Consider the following 21,997-nt stretch of genomic DNA (forward strand, 5'->3'; position numbering starts at 1 on the left):
TCCGAAGGATCACGAGGCTCCCTGTCCGTCAACTTGCCCTGCGACCTGCCCGTCCGGCTGCGCCTCGAACTGCTCGTCGAGCCGCCCGTCGTTGATCCGGATCACCCGGTCCGCCAGCGCGATCATCACCGGGTCGTGCGTGGACACCAGTGCTGTGACGCCCTCGGACTCCACGACTCCGCGCAGCAGCGCCATCACCGACAGGCCGGTCTCGGCGTCCAACTGCCCGGTCGGCTCGTCGGCGATCAACAGCCGAGGTGACGCGGCCAAGGCCCGGGCAATGGCCACCCGCTGCTGCTGGCCGCCGGACAGCTCGCCCGGACGCTGCTGGGCGTGGTCGGCCAGGCCCACGAGCTCCAGCAGCAGCTCGACACGGCGCTCACGTTCCTGCGTGGGGACGCGGGCCAGCCGCAACGGGGCGCCGACGTTCTCCGCGGCGGTCAGCACCGGGATCAGCCCGAAGGTCTGGAAGACGTAAGCGACCTTCTCCCGCCGCAGCCGGGACAGGCCGTCCTCGTCAAGGACGGTGACGTCGGTTCCGTCGACCAGAACGGTGCCGGCGTCTCGGGCGGTCCAGCCCGCCGATGACGTTGAGCAGGGTGGTCTTGCCGGAGCCGGATCGGCCCACGAGGACGACCATGGTCCCGGCGGCGACGTCGAACGACACGTCCCGCAGGGCGTGCACGGCGGCCGGCCCGGCCCCGAAGCGCCGGTGAACGCCGCGCACGGTGACCAGCGGGCCGCCCGGACCGGCGTTCATACGAGTTCCCTGCTCAGTCCGCGGAGCGCCGCACGACACCGCCTTCGCCCGTCGCGCATCTCTGGCCCGCTCACTGGTGCCCGTCGAGGTCGGGGCGGATCGCGACGTGGTCGGCCTCCAGCGCCAGCCGGACCCGTCTGGTCAGTGCCAGCGCCTCGCGGTAGTCGCGCGGCACCTGGACCCTTCCGGCACGGTCCATCACGGCGTACTCCTCGGCGATCATGTGCGTGCCGCCGTCGTCGTTGGTGGCGGTGCGGCGCAGCACCTCGCTGCTGGTACGCCCGTCGCGGATCGCCACAGTCCGCTCGACCTGGCCGCTGACCTCGGGGTCGTGGGTCACGACGACGATGGTGACGCCGAGCTGCCGGTTGACGTTCCGCAATGTTCCGAAGACCTCGGCGGAGGTGGCGGTGTCCAGCTCGCCGGTCGGTTCGTCGGCAAGCAGGACGCGGGGCTCGTTGGCGAGGGCCACCGCGATCGCGACACGCATTTGCTGCCCGCCGGACAGCTGTGCGGGACGCCGGTCGGCGCAGTCGGCGACGCGGAGCGCGTCCAGCAACTCGGTGGTACGGGCGCGGCGGGTACGGGCCGGTGTGCGGGCCATCGTCATCGGCAGGTCGATCATCTGGCGCGCGGTCAGGTAGGGCACGAGGTTGCCGGCCGTCTGCTGCCGGACGAATCCGACGGTGTGCCGCCGATAGTGCACGCGGTCGGCACGGGACATCGACAGCAGGTTCCACCGGTCGACGCGCGCCCGCCCGGCGGTGGGGGCATCGATCCCGGCGAGGATGGACAGCAACGTCGACTTGCCCGACCCGGACGCCCCGACGACGGCGACCATCTCGCCGCTGTCCACGACCAGGTCCAGCCCCTGCAGCGCTTGCACCTCGACCGACCCGGACTGGTAGATCCGCACCAGGCTCTCGCAGACGATCAGCGCGTCCCGCCCGAACTCCGGTGCTCGCTGAGGCGGCTGAGGCAAGGACAGCGGCGTGCTGGACATGCCCCTCCTCCGGCCCAGGCATCATGCTGATCTTGGGCCAGACTCTATCGGCCATCTCGGGGCATTACCGCCCCGGCTTCCGGCCGGAGTCGGTCGAGTGAATGCAGCGGCTTATCCGGCTGAGAAGCGTTCTCAGCCGGGCACGGTCGGCGGCATCGGCAAAGGCAACAAGATCGACTACGACAAGTTCCAGACCTACACCCTGCGTCGCCGCGACGGGCGATGGGAGTGCGTCGCGTTCCAGGTTTTGACTCACATTTCGTGGCGGTCGCGGTAACGGTCGCCCAGGCCCCGGGCAAGGCTGCATGTGTTCCCGAAGGCCTTTGCTCTGCTTACGCCGAGTAGGCGGTGGACCGTGCCAGATGTGTACTCAGGGTAAGCAGAGCAAAGGGCCGTGGGAGGCGGGGCGGTGAGCGGACGGGTTCGCCTGGTCCGGAGCCGTTCACTCACGAAAATCGAGCCAGAACCGCGTTCCAGAACACCGAGATGAGCCGTCGCGCCAAGCGCACCTACAGCGCCTGACGACCACACCGCGGATCGGCCGCCCGCGCGAGGCGAGGCCGGGAACGGAGGCCGTGGCCGCCGCCCCGTATTCCGGCACGGACGTCCTATCGTCCCCGGGCGGGCGCGACCCGTGGCAGGGAGGGGAGGGGGCCGACGTACGACCAGGCGCCGTCCTCAAGGACGAAGCGGCTGTGTTCTTCCATCAGCCCTGGGCGGTTCCGCTGGATGTAGTGGGCGCGGAAGTGGACGGTTCCGTCGGTGTCGAGGTAGCTTCCGCCGGCCGTTCGGAGGACTTCGAGGCGTTGCCAGCGCAGGGACTCGTCGAAGTCGATGTGCGGTGGCCGCGTCGACGGGTGCCACGTGCGCAGGAGGTAGCTCTCGTCACCCACGCAGAAGGCGCTGAACCGCGAGCGCATGAGCCGTTCCGCGGTCGGGGGCTTCATGTCTCCGCGGTGAAAACGCCCGCAACAGTCGTCGTACGGTGCGGGCAGCCCGCAGAAGCATCGTGCACCCGGATCGGTCATGTTCTCATTGTGTCGCCGCGCGGCCATCACCGCGATCGTGGCAGCAGGGCGGCCCTGCCGGAATACGTCGCGGGCAGGGCCTCTACTGTGGCGCGGTGACGACTCAGGTGATCGTGTTGAACGGCGGATCCAGCTCGGGTAAGTCCGGGATCGCCAGGTGCCTGCAGGCGGTGCTGCCGGATCCGTGGCTCGCCGTCAGCGTCGACACGCTGGTCGAGGCGATGCCCGCGTCCATGCGGACGTCGGAGACCGGGATCGAGTTCGCCGCGGATGGCGGGGTGAGCGTCGGGTCGGAGTTCCGGGAGTTGGAAGCGGCGTGGATGGCGGGGATCGCCGCGATGGCCCGTGCCGGTGCCCGGGTCATCGTCGATGACGTCTTCCTCGGTGGAGCGGAGTCCCAGCAGCGGTGGCAGAAGGCTCTCGACGGACTGGACGTGCTGTGGGTCGGCGTCAGGTGCGAGAGCGCGGTCGCCGCGGGCCGCGAGATCGCCCGCGGGGATCGGGCCCGGGGAATGGCCGCGTCGCAGGCGGAGGCGGCCCATCGGGGCGTGCTCTACGACCTGGAGGTGGACACCACCCGTACCGAGTCCCTGGAGTGTGCGCGGACCATCGCCGCTCAGACCGGGTGATCGGCGGCTCGGTCGCCCGGCGCCGGTGGCGGTGCGTCCGGGTCGATCCGGAGCGGCCGGTCGGGAGCGAACGAGATCACCTCCGCGGCGCCGTCTAGGGCGGGGGCGACCCTGCTTCCTCGTCGGCGCAGGCGGCGAGCCGGCGGGCCAGGGCGTGGACGTGGTCGCGCAGGGCGTCCGGAGACTCGATCACGAACGGGTGGCCCAGCCAGGCGAGCGCCGTTGCGACCCAGTCCAGCCGCTCGGCCCGCAGCCGGACCCGTACCCAAGGCTCCGGCGGATCGTGGACCGCCTCCGTGGCAGGATCCGGCGCCGGGTCCGTGGAGGCGGCCCGTGGCTTGGATGACTCTTGTGGAGCCTCCGTGGCGGGATCCGGCGCCGGGTCGGCCGGGAGCTCCCGCACGGTGGCGAGACCGGCCGGGAGCCGGGATCGGACCTGCTCGGCCGTGCCCTGAACCCGTACCGACACCTCATGCAGGTAGGGCACCTCGGCGAGCCCGGACAGCACCCGCGCGGTCGGGTCGAACCCTTCCGGTACCTCGAACGACCCCGGCAGCACCGTCGCGGTCTCGATCCGGTCCAGCCGGAACGTACGCACCTCGCCGCGGTCCGAGTCGGCCCCGGTCACATACCAGCGCCCGGAGTGGAGGACGATCCCGTACGGGTGCACGGTGCGCTCGCTGCGCCGCCCGTTCCAGGCCTGGTAACCGAGGGCGACCGGCCGGCGGTGCCGCGCGGCCTCCGCGAGCATCAGCAGCACGCCCGTCTCCGGGGTGGCCACGCGCCGGGCCGGAGCGGTGAACTCGGTGGTGGCCAGCAGCGCCTCCAGCCGGCGGCCGAGCGCCTCGGGCAGCACCCGGCGCACCTTGGCGGCGGCGCTCTCCATCGCCGCGACGGACGTGGTCACCAGCCCGGCGCGCCTGCCCGCGACCAGGCCGAGCAGCACTGCCAGGGCCTCCTCGTCGGTGAGCATCAACGGAGGCATGCGGTACCCGGGGGCGAGTCGGTAGCCGCCGTACCGGCCGCGTACCGACCGGACCGGGACCTCCAGGTCGATGAGGTGGTCGACGTAGCGCCGTACGGTGCGCTCGTCCACGCCGAGCCGGTCGGCCAGGTCGGCGACGGTACGGGTGCCGCCGGCCTGGAGGATCTCCAGGAGGGCGAGCACGCGAGCGGTCGGTCGGGTCATGTACACAAGTTTGCCGCGAATACCGGGCGGATCCTGTCCTGTATCCGGCCTAGCGTCGCGCTCATGACGACTTACGTACTCATCCCCGGGTTCTGGCTCGGCGCGTGGGCCTGGCGTCCGGTGACGGCGGAGCTGCGCGGCCGCGGGCACGACGTCCACCCGCTCAGCCTGACCGGGATGGGCGAGCGGACGCACCTGGCCCGGCCCGACACCGACCTGGAGACGCACGTCACCGACGTGCTCAACCTGATCCGTTACGAGGACCTGCACGACGTGGTGCTGGTCGGCCACAGCTACGCCGGTGCGGCCGTGATCCCGAGCGTGGCGGACCGGATGCCGGACCGGATCGCCCGGCTGGTGTTCATCGACAGTGGACCGCTGCCGGACGGGATGTCCCAGGGGGAGTTCACCCCGCCGGAGGACCAGGCCCGCAACGCGGAGCTGGTACGCACGGTGGGCGACGGCTGGCGCCTACCGCCCCCACCGTGGCCGCAGCTCGCCGCCGGTGCGTCCGCGCTGCCCGACGACACGCTCGAACGGCTGACGCGGCTGTCGGCGCCGCAGCCATGGGCCACCATCACCACGCCGGTCCGGCTGACCGGGGCCTGGGAGAAGCTGCCGCGACTGCACGTGCTGTGCAGCTTCGGGGTGGAGCAGATCCGGGCGAACGCCGCCACCGTTCCCGCCTTCCGGCACATGGCGGACGAAGGCTGGGATCACCGGGAGCTGTTCGGCTGGCACTGGCCGATGTTCGACCGGCCCGGCGAGCTGGCGGCGATCCTGCACGAAGCGGGCTGACCGGCGGCGCCCATGGGGTCCCCAACCGCCTGGGGGTGTCCTCGCGCTTGCCTCCTACGAGGTCTGGCGCGCGAGGACACCCTCGGCTCCAGGCGGAAGGACCAGGCTGTTGGCGCCCAGGTCGGTCCCCATGGCCGTACGGCGACGTGGCGTCGTCACCGAGAGCGCTTGCCGAATGAGGTCAACGACGGCACCTGGCGTACGGCGCGGTCCTTCGTACCATGGTGTCGTGCTCGCCCTCCTCCGCTCGGTGTGGCAGGAGCCCCGACCCCCCGACCCGCCGACGCGCGTGTGGAGGGACTGGGCGCTCGTCGGGGTGCTCGTGCCCGCCGCGGTGCTCGAAGGCATTTTCCGGCCGGATGTTCCGTGGCGGGTGCTCTCGCTGATCCTCACCGTCGGGCTGGTGCCCACGCTGCTGTGGCGCCGGACCCGACCGCTGCTGATGGTGGCGATCGCCTTCGGCGCCTGCGGCCTTGCCCCGTTGCTCACGACCGGAGACCCGCCAGGGCTGAACACCCAGGTGTACATGGTGCTCTTCCCGTACGCGCTGTTCCGGTGGGGGTCCGGACGTGAGGCCGTGGCCGGGTCGGCGATCATCACGGTCAAGGTGGTCGTCTCGCTGATCTCCGGCGACATGAGCCCTGGCTCCACGGTGGCCGCATTCGCCATCCTGTTCGCCGCGATGGCGCTGGGCGGAGCGTTCCGGTATCGGGCCGGCGCGCGGATGCGCGCGCTCGACCAGGTCAAACTGCTCGAACGCGAACGCATGGCCCGCGACCTCCACGACACCGTCGCGCATCACGTCTCGGCGATCGCGATCCGCGCACAGGCGGGTCTGGCGACCTCGCCATCGGACCCGGACGCCGCGACCGACGCGCTTCGCCTGATCGAGAGCGAAGCGTCGCGCACCCTTACCGAGATGCGCACCATCGTCCGCGCTCTTCGCCGCGACCAGCCGGTGGAGCTGGCGCCCAGCCCGCACATCGCCGATCTCCAGCGACTCGCGAGCCGGACGAGCACCGGTCCGTCCGTGAAGGTGGAGATCAACGGTGACCTCGGCGATCTCCCGCCGTCGGTCGCCGCGGCCATCTACCGCCTGGCCCAGGAGTCGGTCACCAACGCCCGGCGCCACGCCCGGCACGCGACCCGTATCGAGGTCCACGTCGCCGCCGACGACCTGTCGGTGCGCCTGCGGGTGAACGATGACGGCGACACCAGCCTCATGCGCCCGGCCACGTCGCCGGGATACGGGCTCATCGGCATGAGCGAACGGGCCGGCCTCCTCGGCGGCACCTGCGAGGCCGGGCCGGATCCCGAGCGAGGTTGGACCGTGACCGCCGTACTGCCTCGTGCCGGGTGGGCGAGATGAGCATCCGGGTGATCGTCGCTGACGACCAGGAGATCGTCCGTACCGGGCTCAGGATGATCCTGAACGCGCAGCCGGGCATCGACGTCGTCGGCGAGGCGGCCGACGGACGGCGAGCCGTCGAACTCGCCCAGCGCGAACGCCCGGACGTGTGCCTGTTCGACATCCGCATGCCGGGCATGGACGGCATCGAAGCCACCCGCGTCCTCGCCGGCCCGGCGGTCGAGGCCCCTCTCGCCGTCGTCGTGATCACCACCTTCGACCTCGACGAATACGTCTACGCCGCGCTCAAGGCCGGCGCCCGGGGATTCCTGCTCAAAGACGCGGGCCCCGAACTGCTCGCCCAGGCCGTCCACGCCGCCGCCGACGGCGAGGCGCTCATCGCCCCGAGCATCACCGCACGCCTCCTGCAGGCCTTCGCCGACGCCGCACCCGCGCCGGCGACGCTCCAGCCCATCGACGCGCTCACGGACCGGGAAGAGCAGATCCTCGCCGCCGTGGCCCGGGGCCGGACCAACAGCGAGATCGCCCGCGAGCTCCACATCACGCTCAGCACGGTCAAGACGCACATCACCAGCCTGATGATCAAGCTCGGTGTCCGGAACCGCGTCGACATCGCCATCTGGGCGTACGAGACCAAGCGCGTCGGCAACCGGTTCGGGACGCGCTGACACCGGAGGCCCCTCGGCCGAAAGTACGGTCCTTCGGTCGGATGATCGGCCGACTGGGCTCAGGCCCTTCTATCGATGAATCGCACCGCGTTCGCGGTCACGATCGAGTCATGACCGGCGAGACCTCCGCCCCCGTCACCGCGACGCGGGCCGGCCGCCGCCGATCGGACCCCAGAAGGGACCTCGCCGTGACCCCCTCCGCCAAGGTAAAGCGCCCGGTCTCCGCCAGGACGGACCGGCTCGTGGCCGCAGGGCTGCTCCTGCTCACCGTCGTTCCGGTGTCCGCCGGCATGGCCCGCCTGGCCGAGCTGCTCGGCGGTGCGGTCGTCACGCCCGGGAACGCCCGGTTCTTCGCGTCGCCCGTACCCGTGACCGTGCACATCATCAGTGTCACGCTGTACAGCGTTCTGGGCGCCTTCCAGTTCCTCCCGGGACTCCGCCGCCGGAACCCCCGCCGACACCGCGTCGTCGGGCGGCTCCTGGTGCCGTCCGGACTCGCCGCAGCGCTTTCGGGCCTGTGGATGACCGTGTTCTACCCTCGTCCCGCCACCACAGGCGATCTCCTCAGCGGCCTCCGGCTCGTATTCGGCTCGGCCATGATCGTCTCCATCGTCCTCGGCTTCGCCGCGATCCGGCGGCGGGACATCGCCCGGCATCGCGCCTGGATGATCCGCGGGTACGCGATCGGGCTCGGCGCGGGCACTCAGGTGTTCACCCAGGGGTCCTGGATCCTGCTGGTCGGGCCGCTCGGCAAGCCCAGCAGTGCGCTGACCATGGGCGCGGGCTGGCTGATCAATCTCGCCTTCGCCGAATGGCTCATCCGCAGGCACCGCCCGAGCCGATCGGTCGCATCACCCGCAGGCGGCGCATCGAGCCGTTCGGTCGCGTCATCCGGAGGTGGCCGCCCGAGCCGTTCGGTCGCGTCATCCGGAGGCGGCCGCCCGAGCCGTTCCGTGCCTCCTCCACGCACCCCGTCGCCGCCGTACGCGGATGCGTGAGCGGTGCCGGCACCGGACGGCCGACCGCCGGCCCGTCACGCGGATGCGGCGGCTGCGACCACCACTCCATGCGAGCTTTGAGGAGACCAGATGAAGGCGATCGTCCAGGAACGGTTCGGCTCCCCGGACGTCCTGCGGCTGGCGGACATCGACCCACCTGAGATCGGGCCGGACGACGTGCTGGTCCAGGTGCACGCGGCCGCGCTCAACCCGTACGACTGGCACCTGCTCCGCGGCGACCCCCGCATCGCGCGGCTCATGGGGGGAGTGGGGCTGCTCAGGCCGAAGGCACCGGTGGCCGGGATCGACGCGGCGGGACTGGTGGAGGCGGTCGGCGCGAACGTACGCGGGCTGCGGCCCGGCGACGAGGTGCTCGGCTTCTGCCCGGGTTCGTTCGCCGAGTACGCGCGGACCACGGCGGACAAGGTGGTGCCGAAGCCGGCCGAGCTGACCTTCGAGCAGGCGGCGGCGGTCCCGATGGCGGCCACGACCGCCCTGCGCGCCGTACGGGACGCCGGCGAGGTACGGGCCGGGCACCGGGTGCTCGTCAACGGCGCCGCGGGCGGTGTCGGCACGTACGCCGTCCAGATCGCGGCGGCGCTGGGCGCGGACGTCACGGGCGTGTGCGGTACGGCCAACGTCGAGCTCGTGCGCTCCATCGGCGCCGCGCACGTCATCGACTACACGCGTGCGGACTTCGCCGACGGACGCGTGCGCTACGACGTGATCCTCGACAACGTGGGCAACCGGCCGCTGAACCGGGTGCGCGCGGCGCTGGCCCCGAAGGGGATCCTCGTGCTCAACGCCGGAGGCTCACCCGGCCGCGTGGTCGGGGCGGTCGGCGCCATGCTCCGCGCCGCCGTCGTCAACGGCTTCGTCCGGGAGCGGCTCCGGCCGCTCATGACCCGCCAGAGCCGGGACGACCTGCTCGCCGTCACCCGGCTCATCCAGGACGGGAAGCTGACGCCGATCCTCGGCCGGACCTACCAGCTGGTCGACACCGCCGAAGCCCTGCGCCACGTCGAGCAGGGGCACGCACGCGGCAAGCTCGTCGTCACCGTTCGGTGAGCGCCGGCGACGAACGCCTCCGCCTGACGTGCCTTGAGTCGGCCGGATAACCTGGCCGTCGTGTTGCTGATCGGGGACTGGGATGCGCGTTGAGATCGTCGTGTTCGATGAGATCGACGTCTTCGGCCCGTTCGAGGTCCTGTCCAGCGCCGGCTTCGACGTGCGTTCCTAAGAAGGCGTAGCGGAAATGACCACGCGACCGTACGTGCTGCTCAGTGTGGCCGCGTCCATCGACGGTTACATCGACGACGCCGGTCCCGACCGCCTGGTGCTGTCGAACGAGGCCGACCTCGACCGCGTCGACCAGGTACGCGCCGAGTCCGACGCCATCCTCATCGGCGCCACCACCCTGCGGCGGGACAACCCCAAGCTGCTGGTGAACTCCACCGAGCGGCGCGACGAGCGTGAGGCACGCGGCCTGCCGCCGTACCCGTTGAAGGTCACCGTCACCCGCAGCGGTGACCTCGACCGGGACCTGAAGTTCTGGCATCACGGCGGCGGCAAGCTCGTGTACTGCCCGGACTCGGCCGTTCCCGGGCTGCGGGAACGGCTGGGGGACCTCGCCGACGTCGCGGGTCTCGGCTCCGGTCTCGACTTCGAGGCCATGCTCGACGACCTCGGTCGGCGGGGCGTCGAACGGCTCATGGTCGAAGGCGGCGGGACGATTCACACGCAGTTCCTCACCGCCGGCCTGGCCGATGAGATCCACCTCGCCATCGCGCCGTTCTTCCTCGGCGACCCCGCCGCCCCGCGGTTCGTCAATCCAGGGGACTTCCCCAACGGGCCCGGGGACCGGATGAGGCTCGCGGAGGCGCGCACGATCGGGGACATAGCATTTCTGCGCTACCTCCCCAAGGAGAAGGTCGAGTAGTTGCCTCTCGTGCCCCCCAGCCGTTCGGAAGACTACGGATGGCTGTCCCTCGCCATCGGCCTGGCCAAGCAGTGCCCACCCAGTGACACCGCGTTCTCGGTCGGGTGCGTGATCGTGGGCGGGCAGGGAAGCGAGATCTCTCAGGGCTTCTCGCGGGAGCGACCGCACTTCCACGCCGAAGAGTCCGCCCTGAGCAAGATCGCGCCCGACGACGAGCGCCTGCCCGGCGCCACGCTCTACAGTTCCCTCGAACCCTGCACCCGGCGCAGCTCCAGGCCCCGTACGTGCGCTGAGCTGATCATCGCCTCCGGGATCAGGCGCGTGGTCATCGCCTGGCGCGAACCACCGGTCTTCGTCGCCGACGCCCACGGGGCCGATGCCCTGCGGGCCGCCGGGATCACGATCGTGGAGGTGCCCGACCTGGCCGAGGCGGCAGCGGCGGCGAACGCCCACCTCCTCGACCCGGACGCCAACGCGGGGGCACGGTTCCGAGCGGTGTGAGAGTTGAGTACTACTGCTCATGTGGGCAAGGCCGGATCGGCCGACGATGTGGACATGAGCACACCGGTCAGGCCGAGTACCACGGCCGCGTTCATGGTTCAGGCGGCCATCTCCTTCGGGGTGTCATTGGCGGCCTGTGCGATCGGCATCGCCTACCTGCCGGTCGGTGGCTGGATCAGGGCGTTCCTCGGGCTCGCGCTGCTGTACGCGGTGACCTCCACGTTCACGCTGGCCAAGTGCGTGCGGGACCGTCAGGAGACGGCAACGATCACCGGGCGCGTGGACCAGGCCCGGTTGGACCGGCTGCTGGCCGAGCACGACCCGTTCAACGCCACCCCCTGATCCGTGCGCGATCAGGCGCCGAGGAATCGCTCCACGGCCGCGGTGAACTCCTTCGGTGCGGTGACCCAGGGGAAGTGGGCTCCGGGCACGGAAGTGCTCCGCGCGTCGGGGAAGAGCGCGGCGTACGCGGCGGCATGGTCGGCGGTCGGGGCCAGGTCGTCCTCCCCGGCGATGACCAGGACGGGCGCCGGTAGTCCCTTGACGGCGGTACGGGTGGCGTCCGGGTCGAGCGTGCCCTTGCCGTAGAACCCCTGGGCGGCGGCCTGTACGGGCGGGAATGACCGGTCGTGCGCCTCGGCGGCGTCGTTCCAGGGGCTGTAGAGGAAGGGGCGGGTGGCCCGGCGGGTCTCGTCCCGCTCGTCGCCGGCGTCCCAGGCGTCGAGCGCGGCGCGGGCGGTCGCGTACCACGGCTCCGCCGATCGGCGCTCGACCGCGGCGAACCACTCCTCGTCGGTCGGGTCGAGGCCGACGGCGCGCGAGCTCGGTGTCACCAGGACGAGCCGGCGGATCCGGCGCGGGTGGCGTGCCGCGTAGAGGACGGCCAGGTCGGCGCCTGCGGAATGGCCGAGCAGGTCCATCGTCTCCAGCCCGAGATGCTCCCGCAGCGCCTCGACGTCGGCGACGAGCCGGTCGACCCCGTACGTGTCCGGGTCCTCCGGCACCGCCGAGTCACCGGTCCCACGGCCGTCCAGGATGATCAACCGCCGGGTGGCCGCGAGGCCGCCGAGGTCGCCCACGTATCCCGACGGCCGACCGGGACCTCCCGCGAGGCATACGAGCGGCTCGCCCTGGCCCGCGAGCCGGTAGGCCAGGACGGTGCCGTCATGGGACGAGAAGGTCAGCATGCGCCCAAGACGACCACAGAGGCAGTGACGGCGGCAATCCGGTATCTCCCGGCCAGGGCGATCTCTCGAGCACGGTGTCCCCGGCGGGCGCGGTGCTCGTTCACCACTCGCCAGGGACGGCGGGCTCGCTACCAGGGGAGGCTGCTCCGCCTTGGATCAGGGGCCGGGTCGTTCTTCGCCGGGGAGACCAGGAGGGTGACCGAGTCGGAGCTGCGGATCCACGCGCCCGTGACACGCCGGTCGCCGCGGGGGCGCCAGGCGGGCGGCGGTTCGTAGGAGCTCCCCGAGCCGTCCTTCTTGAACTCCCCGATGAGATACGCGGCCGTCATCTTCCGCTTGTGCAGCAGCGCCAGTGCCTCGTCGATCGTATGTCCGGTCAGGTGCAGGCTCGGCGGGTTGTCGCCCACGCCGGAACGCTGGTCGTAGTACACCTCCCCGGGACGGGCGGCCCGGCCGATGAAGATCATCGTCTTGTCCTCGCGTGTTGCCTTGCCGCGTAGTTCGACGGTCAGCGGGCATGCGGTGCCCTTGCGGTGCGGGCAGTCCAGCATGGTTCCGATCTGATTCGCGGTCGTCTGGAAGCCGATGATCTCGCGTACGTGCCGGGAGGAGACCGGGACGATCGACAGCGCCACGTTCAGGCCCAGCTTGGCGAACGCCTCGTGGAACTCTCGCTGGTCGGCGTAGATGTTCTTGATGTGCACCCGGTAGGTGTCGTTCGTGCGCTCGATGTCCATGGCCGCGTTCGCGTAGCTGCGCAGCGGCGCGGGACCGCCGGCGTCCAGCGCGACGACGGCGACACCGGCCGCCGCGGTGGCCGCAGCCGCGCCGATCGCGAGCCGTCCGTAGCGGCGGCGCGTGCGGGTGCCGGTCCGGCTAACCCCCGTACTGGTCCGGCTCTCCGCCGTGACGGCGGTCAGGAGGGCCTGAGCGCCCGGTGTGGCCGGCCCGGGGACCTGGTCGTCGCGGACGCCGGCCAGTCCTGTCACCAGCTCATCGATCCTGGAAGTGGTCACGGTCGGCTCCCTTGGAACGTGGGGTCGGCGGTCCGAACGGCCTGCGCCTGGTCGACGCCGGCGGCTCGCAGGGCGCGGGCGAAGCGCTTCCGGGCGCGGTGCAGGCGGATGCTCACGGCGTTGCGCGAGCACTCGAGGACTTTGGCGATCTCGGCAATGCCGAGACCTTCCCAGGCGACCAGGGCGAGCAGTTCCCGGTCGCGGTCCGGCAGGGCGCGGAACACCTCCGCGACGGGGGTGTCGTCCGGAGTGTCCGAGGCCGTGGCCGGCAGGACGGCCAGCTCGTCACGGAGCACCGCCGTCTTGATCGCGTGTCTTCGCTCGCCGCGGCGATGGTTGGCGAGCACCCGTCGCGCCGTCCCGTACAGCCAGAGGCGGGCCTCGTCGCCGCGCGGCAGGTCGTCCGCCCGGCGCCAGGCGATGGCGAACGTCTCGGCCACCACGTCGGCGGCGTCGTCGGGGGAATGACAGCGCCGCAGGGCGTAGCCGAGCAGAGGTCGGTAGTTCCGCTCGTAGACGGTGGCGAACTCGTCTTTGTCCAATGGGGACTCGTCCTCCTCGGACGGTGTTCGGTCGGCACCCCCACATGTCCGACCCCGCCGGATTTCTTTCACCTGTCGCCGACGGCAGCCCCCGGGTCCGTCATCTCGGCGAGGCGGCGGGTCAGGTAGCGCCGTTCCGCCTCGGTCGCCGCAAGGGCGAGCGCGTCACGGTAGGCGTCGGCGGCCTCGCCGAGGCGCCCGAGGCGGCGGAGCAGGTCGGCGCGCGTCGCGGGCAGCAGGCGATAACCGGCCGCGTCGCCCGACGCCTCCAGGGATTCCACGATCTTCAGGCCCGCCGCCGGGCCGTCGGCCATCGCCACCGCGACCGCCCGGTTCAGGCGTACGACCGCGGAGGGGACGATCCGTACCAGTTCCCCGTACAGGGCGGCGATCTGCGCCCAGTCGGTGTCGGCCGCGTCGGCCGCCGTGGCGTGGCAGGCCGAGATGGCGGCCTGGATCTGGAACGGCCCGGGCCGGCCTCGCCGCAGGGCCCTCTCCAGGAGGGCTACCCCGTCGCCGATCTCACCGCGATCCCAGCGCGTGCGGTCCTGGTCCTCCAGGGTCACCAGCGCGCCGGTGTCGTCGACGCGGGCGGCGCGGCGGGCGTGGTGGAGGAGCATGAGCGCGAGCAGGCCATGGGCCTCGGGTTCGTCCGGCATCAGCCGTACGAGGAGGCGGCCGAGCCGGATGGCCTCGGCGCACAGGTCGTGCCGCACGAGGTCCGCGCCCGCGCTCGCCGCGTACCCCTCGTTGAACAGCAGGTAGAGGACGGCGAGGACCCCTCCCGTTCGCTCGGGCAGCAGGTGGGCCGGTGGCACGCGGTAGGGGATGCCGGCGTTCCGGATCTTCTGCTTCGCCCGGACCAGGCGCTTGGCCATCGTCTGCTCGGGGACCAGGAACGCCCGGGCGATCTCGGCGGTGGTCAGACCGGCCAGCGTCCGCAGGGTGAGGGCCACCCTCGCATCGAGGGCCAAGGCGGGGTGGCAGCAGGTGAAGATCAGCCGCAGCCGGTCGTCGCGCACGCCGCTCTCGTCGACGGCGTCATCGCCCGGCCGAACCGCCGCCGCGACCTGCCGGAGCTTGGCGGCCTCGGTCGATCGCCGGCGGAGCCGGTCCACGGCGCGGTTGCGCGCCGCCGTGGTGAGCCAGGCGCCGGGGCGGCGCGGGAGGCCGTCGCGCGGCCAGCGTTCCAGCGCGAGCGCGAAGGCCTCCTGCGTGCATTCCTCGGCGAGGTCCCAGTCACCGGTCGCCCGGATCAGGGTGGCGACGACGCTTGCCCGCTCCTCATGGAACGCGGCGGCGATCGCCGCCTCGACCTCGGGCGTCATTCCTCCCACAGCGGCCTGAGCTCGATCGACCCGAACCGTGCGACCGGGTGCTTGGACGCGATCTCGATCGCCTCGTCGAGGTCCGCGCACTCGATGATGTCGAAGCCTCCGACCTGCTCCTTCGTCTCCGCGAACGGTCCGTCGGACAGCAGCACCTCATCACCGCTGGCCCGAACGGTCGTGGCGTCACTCACCGGCCGCAGCCGCGATCCCTGCAGGCGTACGCCGCGGCGTTCCATCTCGGTGACCCACGCCGTGGGATCGGCCTCCTCCGGGCTCACCTCGAGGGTCTCGTCGCCGCAGATCAACATCATGTACCGCATCATGCCTCCCAGTTGGTCGCGCGCCGGACGAGCGCCCTGATGACGGAGATCCTCCCGCGCCGCTTCGCCGGGGCGACGGGCGCGTCCGGCAGGGCGGACCGCACCGATCGGGTGGCGTACGCCTGCATCACGAGCGAGCTGAGCGGATCGGTCATGTCGATTCTCCTGTCCCGCGCCCCGGGCGGGGCGCCTCCGGATTCGTCCGACAGCACCACGACGAACGGGAGGACCCGGGATGGACAGGGACCGTCGACTTCTTTCCGCACCGGTTCTGCGCGGCAGACGGGCCGGCCCCTACCGTGTGGAGAGCCGTACGGAGACGCCGTGTCGCGTGTAGATCGGCTCCGCGCGCACGCCGGGAACGTCGACCGTGACGGCCGCGAACCGGCCGTCGAGGACGCGGGCCCGCAGAACCGGGAGCGCGGCGCCGTACGGTGGCCGGGCCGCCGGGTCCAGGGTGAGCCTGAGGGTGCCGCCGTCGAGGCGGGCCCGGCCCTCGACGTCCAGCGCCGCCCGGCGGTGACGGTCCAGTGTCACCTCGAGCGCCCCTCCGGCACTCTGGGCGAACGTCCCTCGGACGTGAAGCGGAGCAGCGGGCGCCACCCGGAGTGTCCCGCCGCGGAGCCGTACGTCGCCGGAGCCGAGGGCGGTCGTGGACGCGGCGACGAGCGTTCCGGCGTCGACGGCCGTTCCGCCGGTGTAGCGGTTGCGGCCGGTGAGCGTGAGCGCGCCGGTGCCGAGCTTGACCAGGCCACCGGGGCCGTCGATGTCGTTGCGCCAGCTGTCGGCGGCGGCGAGGCCGCCGTCGGCCGCGGTGAGCGTCACCCGTACGTCCGATTCGAAGCGGCCATAGCCGTCCGCCGCGGCGAACAGGTCGAGCCGTCCCCATTCCTCGTACCCGTCCAGCAGCGGATACCCGGCGGGCAGCGCGGTGGAGCGGAGGACGGCACGGCGCTGCTCGGCGGTCAGGTACGGCTGGCGCGTCTCCAGCAGGACCTCGGCGCCCTTCGGCACGGTCAGCGGGACGTCCCGCCCCCGCCTCCGCAGGACGTAGGTCGAGCGCCGGGTCACCTGGGCCGCGTTCGCGGCACGGTCGGCGTACGGGTCGGTGCCCGGGCCGGCGGAGTGCGCGAAGGCGAAGAGGGTGTCGGCGGTGCTGCCGGTGCGAGCCTGGAAGTACGCGGCGGCCTGCGCCCGCGCGGCGGCCTTGAGGGACGCGTTGGCCGGGTCGTACAGCGTGGCCGCGGCGAGCGCGGTGGCCAGGACGCGGCCGCCGATGACGTCCACGGTGGAGTGCATGCCGGCCACGATCCGGGTGTCCGAGAGGTACGAGGCGTGCGCCACGAGCTCCTGGAACCGCTCCGGAACGGCGTACGCGAGGGCGAGCGCGGCGAGGTAGAAGGCGTTGGTGTGGCCGCTCGGGAAGCCTCCGTCACTCGTCGGCGTCGTCGAGCGCTGCCGGAGGAGCTGCGGGGCCACGACGACGTCCGACTCATAGACGGGGAAGCCCAGCGCGTCCACCTTGCCGGTGTCCACGACCGTGCTGCCCTCGGTCATCCGCCACGGACGCGGATACTGGTAGGCGAACTTGCTCGGGTTCCCGGAGGCGTACGGCCCGCGCAGCGTGTTCACGAGCTGGACGACGCGGCCGAGGTCGGAGTCGGGCGAGCCCGCGCCGATGGCCGACCCGGCCGGGGCACCGGGCGGGACGCCGTCGTCGACGAGACCGTCGGGGGTGCCGTCCGGAGCGGAGACGACGCTGGTGACGGCCTTGGCCCCCGCGTAGTAGTACGGCGCGAGCGGACCGAGCCCGGCGATGACCCCGTAGCTCTGGTGCTGCCGGTCGTGAATGAAGGCGTCCTTCGCCTCCTCTTCCGTACGGGCGCGCGTGATCGCGGCGCAGTAGCGCATGTTGGCGCGCAGCGTCTCGCGGTCGAGGACGGTCCCGGTGTTCCAGGCGTCGCCGGTACGCCACAGGCCGGCGAAGCCGCCCAGGGCGCGTACGGCGGCGTTGCCCGCGGCGGTCAGGTCCGCCATGGTGTTCGTGGTGTAGGCGTCGACGAACGCGGTGGACGACGGGCCGGCGGCAGTGACCGCGCCGGCGCGCCGCGGGTCGACGAGCAGATCGAGGGCGGTCGGCGCGGTCAGGAGGGCGGCCGAGGCGCCGAGAGAGGTGCGCAGAAAACGCCGTCGATCCACGGGGGTCGCAGGAGACGTCACGTTCGTCCTTTGAGCAGGCCACGCGGCAGGTGGCTTTGAGCAGTGAGGCGGGGAGCTGCTCAGAGCGGTCCCCGGCGCAGCATCGGGTACGGCGGCGACCGAGCGGCGAACGGCGGATGTGCGAGATGTGAACGCCGCACCTCACGGCCTGCGTCTACGGCCGGCCGTCGCGCCGGGTCCACCATGCTGACGCCGTCGGGCGAGTCCGGGGCACGCTGCGGTCAGGGGAGGCGCTTGACCCAGCGGCTCCATTCCGGCTGGGGGTGATAGCCGGCGGCGGTCCAGGCGGGGGCGGCCAGGTCGTTGTCGTCCAGCACCATCGCGTCGGCGCGGAAGGCACCGAACTCCCGCATCCGCTGCTCGGCGAAGCCGATCAGGGCGCGAGCGATGCCCTTGCGGCGGTGGTCCGGATGCACGGCGAGACGGTAGAGATGCGCCCGCCAGCCGTCCCAGCCGGCGATCAGAGTGCCGACGAGCTCGCCGTCGAGCTCCGCGAGCAGCACGGCCTCCGGGTCGCGCGCGACCAGCGCGTGATAGGCCGCGACCGAATCGTGCCGGTCGGTCCCCTCGGCGGCCGACTTCCAGAAGGCCAGGACCGCCTCCGCCTCATCGGCCCGCCCGTACCGGATCTTGACGTCGTTCACGCCACGAACGTATCGGCAGCCAGAGACCCAGCGGCGCCCGACCGTCCGGCGCCGACCGTCCCGCGCCAACCCTTCCGCGCTGGCCGTTCCGCACAGGCCGTTCCGCGCCGGCCGCTCAGGGGGCGCGGTCGTTCCGCCGGAGGGAGCGCCCTCCGGCGGAACGACCGCTCGGTCAGCCGGCGACCGTGCAGGTGGTGGTCGCCTTCTTGGCCGGGTCGCTCTCGGAAGTCGCGGTCAGCCGGACCTGACCAGTGTGGGACCCGCCCGTGGCGCGCTTGGCGTACACCTCCACCGCCGTGCGCTGTCCCGCCTTCGCCGTGGCGAGGGCGTTGGGGAGCCAGGCCGTCCAGCCCTTGCCCACCGTGGTCGCGGACAGGCGGTAGACGTCGGAGTCGCCGTACGGGGAGGTTCCGGCCGTGCCGGTGTTGAGCAGCGGCAGCGTGCAGCGGGCCCATCCGCGTTGCGGGGTGGAGGCGCCGACGCCCGGCGACAGCCGTACGCCCCGGCGCTGCGTCCCGGCGCCGTCCAGCGACCGGATCGCGACCGTGTACGACAGGATGCCGGTCTTGTCGCGTTTGATGTCGAGCACGTAGAAGTGCAGCCGGTTGGCCTGGTCGACGTACTCGTACTCGCTGCCCGAGCCGGTGCCCGCGTGGAACAGGGCGTCCGACAGCTGCCGGTAGTCGCCGATCGTCATCTTCTGCGGGGTGCCGTTCGGCAGGACGAAGTCGACCTTGTCGATGTCCTGCGGGTGGGCGTCGATGGTCCAGATGAACGGGGCGTCGTCGCGGTTCTTGGTCTTGGCGAGCAGCACGCCGCTGTCCGGGGTGAACGAGTCGAAGCCCATGCGGTCGACGACCTCGACGGTGTAGTTGTCGTAGCCGCCGCCGTCGCAGAGCGGGTCCTTCGAGACGTCGCAGGCCGGGTCGTGGTCGCCGCCGTTCATCGCCAGGTTGATCCCGGAGAGTTCGCCGGACGCGGGCTGCGTCTCACGGGCCTTCACCTTCGCCACCACGACGCCCGACCCGGTGATGCCGTCGCGGGACAGGTTCAGGACGTTCGACGGGTCGACGATGCCGAGCTTCATCTTGTTGCGCAGCATGTGCTGGGCGCCCATCGAGCTGCCGGCCGTACCGGGAACCAGCCAGCGGCTGTGCGGGCCGCCGGGGCCGTTGAACGTCCCCCGGCTCAGCATCTCCCACGGTCCGGAGTAGTCGCGGCGCGCGGGGACCGAGTACGGGTTGTTGTAGTTGTCGCCGATCCCCAGGATGTGGCTGAACTCGTGGGCGTAGGTGCTCATGCCGGAGCTCTCGGCCTGGATGGAGCTTCCGCTGGCGGCGTTCGGCCAGATGTTGGCGGAGGCCTGCCAGGACGTCCAGTCGACGTAGCGGGTCTTGTTCCAGTTCGGCAGCGCGGGGTCCGGCGGCCCCCAGTCGTCGGTGACGTCCTCCCGGGTGTTGAACTTCATCTGCCCGAACTCCTGCCAGGTGGACGACTCGTCCTGCCCGGCGCTGAGGAAGAACACGAAGTCGTACTGCGACGCGACCTGCTCGCCGACGTCCGCGATCCACGCCGCCCGCGCGTCCTTGCGGAAGTCGCGACCGCAGGTGTCGCCCGCCGGACAGCCCTGGCCGCCCTGCATGCTCGACTCGACGCCGTACTCATGGCTCTTGGCGGGCATCCGGTACGCCCCGAACGCCTTCAGGTCGATGCCGTACCGCCCGCCGGAGTCCTCCATCCAGTACTCATGGATGGTGTGACCGCGGTTGAGCGTCCCGGGCTTGTTGAGGAAGTCCTGGTAGAACTGCGGCACCTGGTCCCGCGGCACGTCGCCGGCCGAGGTCGGGTTGCCGTAGATGGTGGAGTTCTTCGGCTGGGAGACGATGAACGACTGGTTCGGGTAGTCGACCAGGACGAGCGCGCCCTTGAAGTTCTTGATCGAGCCCTTGCGGGCCGGGTCGTTCCAGTGGGTGTTCGGGATCGCCTTGTAGTCGTCCCAGGTCATCGTGTCCGGCAGCTCGTAGTTCTGCGGGTCGATCGGCCGGGGCGCGTTCTGGGCGTACGTCCGCAGCGGCTGCGCCCGCTGCCAGGGCTGGGTCTGCGGCCAGTGCCGCATCTGCCAGGGATTCGGGGTCGGCTTCGGCGGTTTCGCGACCGCGGCGGAGGCGGGCGTGCCGGACAGCAGCAGCACCGCCGTCGAGAGCAGCGCGCACGCGGCGAACACTCTCCGAGGCCGCTTCGTACGCATGCCGGCGAACCGGGCGGGATCACCCATGACATCTCCTCTTTCGGGGAGGGGGCCACGTCACCGTCCGCTCCGTGGGATCCGGGTGTCAGGAGCGGACCGGAAAGTTGATCATCTCCCGTGGCCCCGGTCCGCGCCAGAGACAAAGCGGACGGTGGCGAGGTCCGGCCAATCCCGCCCGCGCGGGAGACCGGCGTACGATCCGGTCGTGGTCGCCTATGACGTCTTCCTGGCCGACTGCCCGGCCCGGACCACGCTGGAGCTGATCTCCGACACCTGGTCGGTGGTGGTCGTGGTCGCGCTCGGCCGGGGCCCCGCCCGCTACTCCGAGCTGCGCGAGAAGGTCGGCGGCATCAGCAAGAAGATGCTCACGCAGACGCTTCGCCGGCTCGGCGAGAACGGTCTCGTCGAGCGCCGTACCCTCGCCACCGCCCCGCCCGGCACGGAGTACCGCCTCACCGACCTCGGCCGCAGCCTCCTCGAGCCCCTCGCCGCGCTGTCCCGCTGGGCCGAGGACAACACCGGCGCACTGCTCGACGCCCGTGCCGAGCGCTCCGCATAGGGAACTCCGGGGTTCCCCACGGCTTCCTACCGTTCCACGCAGTACCTCGACGCGACAGGAGGACTGTGATGAGGATCGGTGTGCTCGGAGCAGGGATGATGACCGAGGCGCTGGTGCCCGGATGGGTACGCGCCGGACACGAGGTCCTGATCGGCGGCCGTACGCCCGGCAGGACCGAGGACCTCGCCCGGCGCGTCGGCGCCAAGGCGGGAACCCTCCGGGAGGCCGCCGAGTTCGGCGACGCCGTACTGCTCGCCGTGCGCCTCGCAGGACTGGAGGAGACGCTCCGGGCGGCGGGCGGACCGGAGGGCGCGCTGGCCGGAAAGACGGTCATCGACTGCGGCAACGCGGTCGACGTCTCGGACTTCTCGCAGGTCACGTTCGCCGGCGGGACGTCGATGGCCGAGGAGGCGGCCCGCCTCGCGCCGGGTGCGCACGTCGTCAAGGCGTTCAACCAGGCGCACGCCGACGTGTGGCGGATGCGGCCGGCGGCCTTCGACGGCCGTCCGTTCGCCGTGCCGTTCGCCGGTCACGAGGCGGGCAAGACCGTGGCCCGCGAACTGATCACCGATCTCGGCGCGGAGCCACTGGACGCGGGCGACCTGACCCAGACCCGCCACCTGGAGGCCATGGCGATCGTCGTGATCCGCCTGCTGTTCTCGGGCTACGACCCGCTGTCGGTCTTCGCGTTCACCGGCCCGGGCCGTACCAGCGAGGCGGTCACCTCCCGCTAACAGCGGCCAGACGTAGGGCAGGTCGTCCGGGACGCCCGGGAAGTACCGGTCGTATCTCCAGCCCGTACCGCGTCAACGCCTCCTCGTATCCCGCCCACATCCGGACCGCCGGGTGATGCCGCCAGCCGTACCCGGGGACCGTCAGCCCGCGCAGCACCTGCAGCGCCTCGACCCGCTGCTTGCCCAGCCGCCGAGGATCGAGGACCCGCGCCGTGGCGGCGAAGTCGGCGTAGGGCAGGAAGGTCTGCATCGCGCTCCCGGAGCGTGCTCTCGACCGGGGTGGGAAACCGGTCGTCCCGGTTTCCTACCCGCGG

The 21,997-nt window shown here is 71.7% G+C and carries 27 protein-coding genes; 12 read left to right on the forward strand and 15 right to left on the reverse strand.

Annotation, left to right across the window (positions count from 1 at the left end; all coding sequences use genetic code 11):
* Window positions 1-9: 9 nt before the first annotated feature.
* The 3 genes from ACYVF7_RS04425 to ACYVF7_RS04435 all read right to left on the reverse strand — a co-directional run bounded on the left by ACYVF7_RS04425 (window position 10) and on the right by ACYVF7_RS04435 (window position 1,763).
* On the reverse strand, window positions 10-549 hold the full coding sequence (locus ACYVF7_RS04425) for an ABC transporter ATP-binding protein (protein WP_460357785.1): 540 nt from the start codon (window positions 547-549) through the stop codon (window positions 10-12).
* A complete protein-coding gene (locus ACYVF7_RS04430; protein WP_460335228.1) occupies window positions 518-760 on the reverse strand; it encodes an ATP-binding cassette domain-containing protein in 243 nt (80 codons plus the stop codon). Before ACYVF7_RS04430 ends, ACYVF7_RS04425 begins: the two co-directional genes overlap by 32 nt.
* 70 nt (window positions 761-830) lie before the next feature.
* The gene (locus tag ACYVF7_RS04435; protein ID WP_460335231.1) at window positions 831-1,763 is read right to left on the reverse strand and encodes an ABC transporter ATP-binding protein; all 933 of its coding nucleotides are present in this window, start codon (window positions 1,761-1,763) and stop codon (window positions 831-833) included.
* A gap of 97 nt (window positions 1,764-1,860) precedes the next feature.
* Here ACYVF7_RS04435 and ACYVF7_RS04440 point away from each other — a divergent pair, with 97 nt between their 5' ends.
* Window positions 1,861-2,040, forward strand: coding sequence for a hypothetical protein (locus tag ACYVF7_RS04440; RefSeq protein ID WP_460335234.1), 180 nt, complete (start codon window positions 1,861-1,863; stop codon window positions 2,038-2,040).
* A 331-nt stretch (window positions 2,041-2,371) separates the two neighbouring features.
* Here ACYVF7_RS04440 and ACYVF7_RS04445 read toward each other — a convergent pair whose 3' ends face one another.
* On the reverse strand, window positions 2,372-2,710 hold the full coding sequence (locus ACYVF7_RS04445) for a YchJ family protein (protein ID WP_460335237.1): 339 nt from the start codon (window positions 2,708-2,710) through the stop codon (window positions 2,372-2,374).
* A 176-nt stretch (window positions 2,711-2,886) separates the two neighbouring features.
* Here ACYVF7_RS04445 and cpt point away from each other — a divergent pair, with 176 nt between their 5' ends.
* Window positions 2,887-3,420 carry a chloramphenicol phosphotransferase CPT gene (cpt, locus tag ACYVF7_RS04450; RefSeq protein WP_460335240.1) on the forward strand — a complete coding sequence of 178 codons (534 nt, stop codon included), beginning with the start codon at window positions 2,887-2,889 and terminating at the stop codon, window positions 3,418-3,420.
* A gap of 94 nt (window positions 3,421-3,514) precedes the next feature.
* Here cpt and ACYVF7_RS04455 read toward each other — a convergent pair whose 3' ends face one another.
* Window positions 3,515-4,609, reverse strand: coding sequence for a helix-turn-helix transcriptional regulator (locus ACYVF7_RS04455; protein ID WP_460335243.1), 1,095 nt, complete (start codon window positions 4,607-4,609; stop codon window positions 3,515-3,517).
* 63 nt (window positions 4,610-4,672) lie between these two features.
* Here ACYVF7_RS04455 and ACYVF7_RS04460 point away from each other — a divergent pair, with 63 nt between their 5' ends.
* The 8 genes from ACYVF7_RS04460 to ACYVF7_RS04495 all read left to right on the forward strand — a co-directional run bounded on the left by ACYVF7_RS04460 (window position 4,673) and on the right by ACYVF7_RS04495 (window position 11,224).
* Window positions 4,673-5,407, forward strand: coding sequence for an alpha/beta fold hydrolase (locus tag ACYVF7_RS04460; protein WP_460335246.1), 735 nt, complete (start codon window positions 4,673-4,675; stop codon window positions 5,405-5,407).
* 229 nt (window positions 5,408-5,636) lie between these two features.
* Entirely contained in the window at window positions 5,637-6,776 is a 1,140-nt protein-coding gene (locus tag ACYVF7_RS04465; protein WP_460335249.1) for a sensor histidine kinase, read from the forward strand.
* Complete coding sequence (locus tag ACYVF7_RS04470; protein WP_460335251.1) at window positions 6,773-7,444, forward strand: response regulator; 672 nt, start codon at window positions 6,773-6,775, stop codon at window positions 7,442-7,444. The genes ACYVF7_RS04465 and ACYVF7_RS04470 overlap by 4 nt, the downstream gene beginning before the upstream one ends.
* 110 nt (window positions 7,445-7,554) lie before the next feature.
* A complete protein-coding gene (locus tag ACYVF7_RS04475) occupies window positions 7,555-8,442 on the forward strand; it encodes a DUF2306 domain-containing protein (protein WP_460335253.1) in 888 nt (295 codons plus the stop codon).
* Window positions 8,443-8,532: 90 nt separating this feature from the next.
* Window positions 8,533-9,510, forward strand: coding sequence for an NAD(P)-dependent alcohol dehydrogenase (locus ACYVF7_RS04480; protein ID WP_460335256.1), 978 nt, complete (start codon window positions 8,533-8,535; stop codon window positions 9,508-9,510).
* Window positions 9,511-9,697: 187 nt separating this feature from the next.
* Window positions 9,698-10,381, forward strand: a complete 684-nt coding sequence (locus ACYVF7_RS04485) for a RibD family protein (protein ID WP_460335259.1) — start codon at window positions 9,698-9,700, stop codon at window positions 10,379-10,381.
* A 9-nt stretch (window positions 10,382-10,390) separates the two neighbouring features.
* Complete coding sequence (locus ACYVF7_RS04490) at window positions 10,391-10,882, forward strand: cytidine/deoxycytidylate deaminase family protein (RefSeq protein WP_460357787.1); 492 nt, start codon at window positions 10,391-10,393, stop codon at window positions 10,880-10,882.
* A 54-nt stretch (window positions 10,883-10,936) separates the two neighbouring features.
* The gene (locus ACYVF7_RS04495; protein WP_460335262.1) at window positions 10,937-11,224 is read left to right on the forward strand and encodes a YiaA/YiaB family inner membrane protein; all 288 of its coding nucleotides are present in this window, start codon (window positions 10,937-10,939) and stop codon (window positions 11,222-11,224) included.
* 11 nt (window positions 11,225-11,235) lie between these two features.
* Here the strand turns inward: ACYVF7_RS04495 and ACYVF7_RS04500 are convergent, their stop codons facing one another.
* The 9 genes from ACYVF7_RS04500 to ACYVF7_RS04540 all read right to left on the reverse strand — a co-directional run bounded on the left by ACYVF7_RS04500 (window position 11,236) and on the right by ACYVF7_RS04540 (window position 20,417).
* Window positions 11,236-12,069: an alpha/beta fold hydrolase gene (locus ACYVF7_RS04500; RefSeq protein WP_460335265.1), complete on the reverse strand. Its 834-nt coding sequence runs from the start codon at window positions 12,067-12,069 to the stop codon at window positions 11,236-11,238.
* 128 nt (window positions 12,070-12,197) lie between these two features.
* Window positions 12,198-13,085, reverse strand: coding sequence for a hypothetical protein (locus ACYVF7_RS04505; RefSeq protein WP_460335268.1), 888 nt, complete (start codon window positions 13,083-13,085; stop codon window positions 12,198-12,200).
* Window positions 13,082-13,627 (reverse strand): RNA polymerase sigma factor, encoded by a 546-nt coding sequence (locus ACYVF7_RS04510; protein WP_460335271.1) that lies wholly within the window; start codon window positions 13,625-13,627, stop codon window positions 13,082-13,084. The genes ACYVF7_RS04505 and ACYVF7_RS04510 overlap by 4 nt, the downstream gene beginning before the upstream one ends.
* Window positions 13,628-13,695: 68 nt before the next feature.
* Entirely contained in the window at window positions 13,696-14,955 is a 1,260-nt protein-coding gene (locus ACYVF7_RS04515; RefSeq protein WP_460335274.1) for an RNA polymerase sigma factor, read from the reverse strand.
* Complete coding sequence (locus tag ACYVF7_RS04520; protein ID WP_460335277.1) at window positions 14,952-15,269, reverse strand: YciI family protein; 318 nt, start codon at window positions 15,267-15,269, stop codon at window positions 14,952-14,954. Before ACYVF7_RS04520 ends, ACYVF7_RS04515 begins: the two co-directional genes overlap by 4 nt.
* 8 nt (window positions 15,270-15,277) lie before the next feature.
* A complete protein-coding gene (locus ACYVF7_RS04525) occupies window positions 15,278-15,433 on the reverse strand; it encodes a hypothetical protein (protein WP_460335280.1) in 156 nt (51 codons plus the stop codon).
* A gap of 139 nt (window positions 15,434-15,572) precedes the next feature.
* The gene (locus ACYVF7_RS04530) at window positions 15,573-17,498 is read right to left on the reverse strand and encodes a phosphatase PAP2 family protein (RefSeq protein WP_460335283.1); all 1,926 of its coding nucleotides are present in this window, start codon (window positions 17,496-17,498) and stop codon (window positions 15,573-15,575) included.
* Between the two features lie 221 nt (window positions 17,499-17,719).
* Entirely contained in the window at window positions 17,720-18,142 is a 423-nt protein-coding gene (locus ACYVF7_RS04535; RefSeq protein WP_460335286.1) for a GNAT family N-acetyltransferase, read from the reverse strand.
* Between the two features lie 172 nt (window positions 18,143-18,314).
* Window positions 18,315-20,417 (reverse strand): M6 family metalloprotease domain-containing protein, encoded by a 2,103-nt coding sequence (locus ACYVF7_RS04540; protein ID WP_460335289.1) that lies wholly within the window; start codon window positions 20,415-20,417, stop codon window positions 18,315-18,317.
* 178 nt (window positions 20,418-20,595) lie between these two features.
* On the opposite strand from ACYVF7_RS04540, the gene ACYVF7_RS04545 reads away from it, so the two are divergent.
* Window positions 20,596-20,949: a winged helix-turn-helix transcriptional regulator gene (locus tag ACYVF7_RS04545; protein ID WP_460335292.1), complete on the forward strand. Its 354-nt coding sequence runs from the start codon at window positions 20,596-20,598 to the stop codon at window positions 20,947-20,949.
* 68 nt (window positions 20,950-21,017) lie between these two features.
* Window positions 21,018-21,683: an NADPH-dependent F420 reductase gene (locus tag ACYVF7_RS04550; RefSeq protein ID WP_460335295.1), complete on the forward strand. Its 666-nt coding sequence runs from the start codon at window positions 21,018-21,020 to the stop codon at window positions 21,681-21,683.
* Here ACYVF7_RS04550 and ACYVF7_RS04555 read toward each other — a convergent pair.
* Complete coding sequence (locus ACYVF7_RS04555) at window positions 21,670-21,933, reverse strand: MSMEG_6728 family protein (RefSeq protein WP_460335298.1); 264 nt, start codon at window positions 21,931-21,933, stop codon at window positions 21,670-21,672. The genes ACYVF7_RS04550 and ACYVF7_RS04555 overlap by 14 nt on opposite strands.
* Window positions 21,934-21,997 lie beyond the last annotated feature (64 nt).

Source organism: Actinoallomurus acanthiterrae (assembly GCF_054775715.1).